Raw genomic sequence first — 4,972 nt, 5'->3', positions numbered from 1 at the left:
TGGTAGCGATTAGTTAGCAATTAATTATTTTCTTTGCAGCTATTGTTAGCCGGTATTCGTTCTTGCTTTGCGTAAAATTAGCTGTAGCTATTAGTCTGTTTGAAGTAGGATATCCCTTTTACCCAGTAATCATTATGAAATATTATTTTCTTCTTCTCGCTGCATTTTTATTCGTTTCAGAGACACGAGCTCAGAATAATTTCACAGGCCCGGTAGGTATTGGAACCACTACTCCCAGTGCTTTATTGCATGTTAATGCTGGCAATATCAAGTTAACTAATCCCCCGGCGTATCCATGGGGAATAAACCTGGATGTTGACTTTCCGGATAGCTGGACCAGAGAAATCAGTATCTCTCAGGGCGGAACTGGAAAAATGTTTTCATTCGGAGTGTTGGCCGTTGGGAAAGCGTTGACCTATGGTTATATTGGTGGCAATACCAATGCTGCAAGTCCTTATTTGGCTCCCTGGATGACGTTTAAGCCCAATGGTTATGTTGGAATAGGAACATTAACGCCTTCAACAAGACTAACCATCGAAACCGGAGATAGTACGGAGAGTAATTTTGTCAAATTAGAGAATAAGGCGGTGGCCAATTCACTTATTTATCTTGGTTCAGCTAGTAATAGCCATTCAGTAAATACATTCAGAATGGCGGCTGTTTTTGAAAGTTACCGTAACCTTCATATTTCGGCTGCTAATGCTACCAGCAACATTTTCTTTGAAACAGGGAGGGTTGATGGCGTCGCACCTGTCAGGATGGTGATTAATAATGTTGGAAACGTGGGCATAGGTACGACTACCCCCGGTCCTTACAAACTTGCTGTGGAAGGAACTATTGGTGCAAGGAGGATGAAAGTGACGCAGGTAACCCCATGGGCAGATTTTGTTTTCGCAGCTGACTATAAACTCCCTACTATACAGGAAGTAGAAGATTTTATCAATATGCATCAACATCTTCCTGAGATCCCAAGCGCTGCGGAAGTAGTGAAAGACGGCATCGATCTGGGCGAAATGAACCAAAAACTATTACAGAAGATAGAAGAGCAGATGCTATACATTATCGAGATGAATAAGAAAATCAACGTTCTTACAAATGAAGTGAAGGATCTTAAAGAAAAAGTAAGTGCTAAGTAAACTGTTGCCTCATAATCTCCCTTTCATGAAATTTCCTTGTCCCTTTTTCCTGATGTTGTTTCTCTGCTCTTTTGCTGCTCATGCGCAGGATAGTCTGATGCAAAAGGCCACTGCTATACCCGGAAAATATCTTTCGCAGGTAAAGCAGAAATCCGATAAAATGGAGCGGGAGGTTTCCAAACGCAGTGAACAGGCGTTGAGCCGTTTTATGAAGCAGGAGGAGAAGATGAAGCGCCGTCTGGGGAAAATAGATTCGCTGAAAGCAAATAATCTTTTTGCTCATTCCATAGACTCTTTGGGGAGTCTTAAGTCGCGCATGAAAGGTAAACTGGGCAAATATTCAGGTGCGTTATCTCAGGCTGGTGGCGGGCCATATCTTGATAGTTTGGGTAACTCCCTGGCCTTTTTGAAACAGTCAAAAGGACTGCTGGATCAATCCAAAGGTATCACCGATAAGCTAAACGGGTCTTTAAAATCCGTAGATAATCTGAAAGATAAGCTCGCACAGGCAGAGCAGATAAAGGCGTATATCCGGGAACGTAAACAGCTGCTGAAAGAACAATTGGCGCAGTATACCGGGTTTACGAAAGATCTGCAGAAGATGAACAAAGAAGCCTACTATTATGCACAGCAACTAAAAGAGTATAAAGAAGTTTTTAAAGATAAGAAAAAGGCAGAACAGAAAGCGATGGAGGTTATTAAGAAGATACCCGCCTTTAATGACTTTATGCAAAAGCATTCGCAACTGGCCAGTCTCTTTAATATACAAGGCGCAACCGCCTCTGCACAAAGCCTGGAAGGACTACAAACCCGTACCCAGGTGGAGCAACTCATTCAACAACGTATTGGCAGCGGACCTAATGCCGGCGCCGCAGTAAGTCAGCAGATGGCAGAAGCCCGCAGCAGGTTTGATGAGCTGAAAAGTAAATTCCCTGACCTGGACAATGCGGCAGAAATGCCGGATTTCAAACCCAAAGAAATGAAGACCAAAAGCTTTTTACAGCGATTGGAATTTGGCAGCAACATACAGTTTCAACGCAGTAATCAGTTTTTTCCTACCACCGGCGACCTCGCCGGACAGGCCGCGTATAAGTTTAATAAAAACGGAAGTGCAGGGATTGGACTTTCCTATAAACTGGGCATGGGCACCGGGTTTAATAACATCCATTTCTCTGGTCAGGGGATGGGGATTCGATCCTTCGTTGACTGGAAACTCAAAGGCACTTTTTTCCTGAATGGCGGCTATGAACAGAATTATCAACCGGATTATGCAGGCGTACCGGAAGGGCTGGGGCAGAAGTGGACACAGAGTGGATTGATAGGAGTTAGCAAGAAGTATAAGATTAATAGTAAGCTGAAAGGGAATATGATGGTGTTGTTTGATTTTTTGTATAATCAGCATGTGCCGAGAACGGATCCGGTGAAGGTGAGGTTGGGGTATAATTTTTAGGTATTAAGCGCTGAATGTTCTTTTAAAACAAGTAAAATAAATTATAAGACTGTAAATATTATTTTCCTCCAAGATGAAACCCATAGCAATAAAGATCTCCGTTGTCAAACAGATTAGTATTCAACTAATTCTTTTGCTAACCCTTAGAACATTACCTCTCTTTTCCCAGGCTGGCGGAGCTGGTATTGCACCCCCTAAGATGGCCCCACCTTCGCCTGATGTGGCCGCACTTTTTAAATTCAGTGAGTTGCCCGTAACGCTTTACACCGGGCTACCTTCTGTAAGCATTCCATTTTTTGAAATAAAATTAAAAGAACTCACGATACCTGTTGGGCTTCAGTACCATACCGGTGGCATTAAGGTAGATGAGGTCGCATCTTCAGTTGGGATGAATTGGAGTCTTAATGCAGGAGGAAGTGTTAATGCCATGGTAAGAGGAAAGAATGATTTGGGAAATGGATATATCACTTATCCTATCACACCTGAAATCTATTCAAATGGTGGACAATTCCGTCCAGATCTTCCAGATGGAGGTGCTTCATACAATTGGTGTATAGACGTAATAAATGGATTAAATGATCCTGAGTTGGATATGTTCAATTTCAGCGCACCGGAGATAAATGGGAAGTTTTTTTTGGATGCTGACGGAGATGCTCATGTTGCGCCTGTTCAGCCTATAAAAGTATTGCCATTTGGAGCCAATGGAGCTGTGAGAATAATTAATGAGAAAGGCGTATTATATGTTTTCGGCTGGCGGGAAGAGACTGGTTCATCGTTTGCTGGGTCCAGTTACAATTACTATTTAACGCAGATAGTTACTCCCTCGAAAGATACCGTTAACTTTATTTACGAGTCCCGTAGTTATTCTTACCTCGATTATGTAGGCGAAACAAGGGTGCAGTACGTTTCCGGGGATAGAAACCCTGAATTGCTTTTGCAGGCAGGCGACGTGATAACTCATGGGGCATTTTTTGACAGCACCCATGTAATTGGAGGTGCCAGAATCAAATCAATTACCTGTACAAATGGTACGAAGGTGGATTTCAATTATGCCTCTATTCCCCGCAAAGATTTGCCTGGAGGGAATGCGTTAACGGATATATCACTATATTATAAAACCAGGTTTATCAGGAAATTTGTACTTCAGCAAGAATATAAAGGAGACATAGGTGCCCCGGATTTGTGTAGACTTTGGTTATCACAGGTTTACGAAGAAGGCGTAGGGGGGACCAAAGCAACACCATATAAGTTCACTTATAATCCAAAGGCACTCCCTAAAAGACTCAGCAATGCACAGGATCACTGGGGATATGCCACAGGGTTGACTACAGGAGGGAATACCCGCTTACCTAAAAATAAAGACTATTGGCCAGACGATGCTATTGGGACGGATAGAAGTCCGGATACTGTTTATTCTCAGGCCGGGCTAATGACTAGTCTGACATACCCTACAGGGGGAAACACTACTTTTACATATGAACCAAATGATGTGTGGATAGACAATGAACAGTCCATTACTAAAACAGATGTCATAGAGAATGTTGGCGGGGCACCATTTACGGTTAGAGAAATTTCATTTGTCATTCCATCCGGTGTTAAAACCGGGAAAGTATTTTACAACACGTATAAAAATGGCCCACCGTCCAGCGGAGGAGGAGGAATTCCAGATCCCACCGACGATGAGGAGGGCTGTAGTATTACCGTTTTGAAGCCCAATGGGCAAACGCAGGACCTTTCTCTCTCAAATAGTAATCCCGACGGGGATGTGGTGAATTGGGGCCCTGGAAATTATAAAGTTACACTAAACACATTTGGGGATAGCTATAGTGGCTTTTTTGAATTACGTTATGAAAGAGCCGATACAAGTTATTTTACAGGTAGTAGAATAGTCGGAGGCTGGAGAATAAAAAAGCTGGCATATAAAGACCCCTATACGACTTCCGGTGATAAAACATATGGATATACCTATGCGTTAAATGATTCGTTTCCGGGGCATTCTTCCGGCGTTTTGCCAGCAACAAAACCTCAGTACGAGTACTTCAGAAACTTATCAATGCGTAAAGTTGACTTTGGCATAGATGTGAGTGTTCTTTCCTGCCAGGTGGTCGTTCAAAGTGCTAACAGTTTGCTACCCCTTTGGAACGACCATGGTCATATTTTTTATGAAAGGGTAACAATATTGGATGGTGAAAATGGAGAGAATGGTAAAAGCGAGCACACTTTTGGTTATATGGCCAATACGGGCGGGTATTATGGATATCCCTATGTACCCGCAACCAACAACGATCAGCATAATGGTAAGTTGTTGACTAAAATTGACAGCCGAAGGAATATAGATGGGACTTTTACGATTGTTCAGTCTGAACAGAACAAATATAAAATGGGC

General features: G+C 42.6%; 3 protein-coding genes. All 3 read left to right on the top strand.

The features are described from left to right. Window positions 1-134 precede the first annotated feature (134 nt). Window positions 135-1,136 carry a hypothetical protein gene (locus VIP81_RS19685; RefSeq protein ID WP_331965045.1) on the top strand — a complete coding sequence of 334 codons (1,002 nt, stop codon included), beginning with the start codon at window positions 135-137 and terminating at the stop codon, window positions 1,134-1,136. A gap of 25 nt (window positions 1,137-1,161) precedes the next feature. Continuing rightward, window positions 1,162-2,586 carry a hypothetical protein gene (locus VIP81_RS19680; RefSeq protein ID WP_331965042.1) on the top strand — a complete coding sequence of 475 codons (1,425 nt, stop codon included), beginning with the start codon at window positions 1,162-1,164 and terminating at the stop codon, window positions 2,584-2,586. Between the two features lie 73 nt (window positions 2,587-2,659). Continuing rightward, on the top strand, window positions 2,660-4,972 hold a 2,313-nt coding region (locus tag VIP81_RS19675; RefSeq protein ID WP_331965039.1), incomplete at its 3' end, for a hypothetical protein.

Origin of the sequence: Chitinophaga sp. (assembly GCF_036566945.1) — a bacterium.
Lineage (GTDB): Bacteria > Bacteroidota > Bacteroidia > Chitinophagales > Chitinophagaceae > Chitinophaga.
This window is presented reverse-complemented; position numbering and strand designations above follow the sequence as displayed.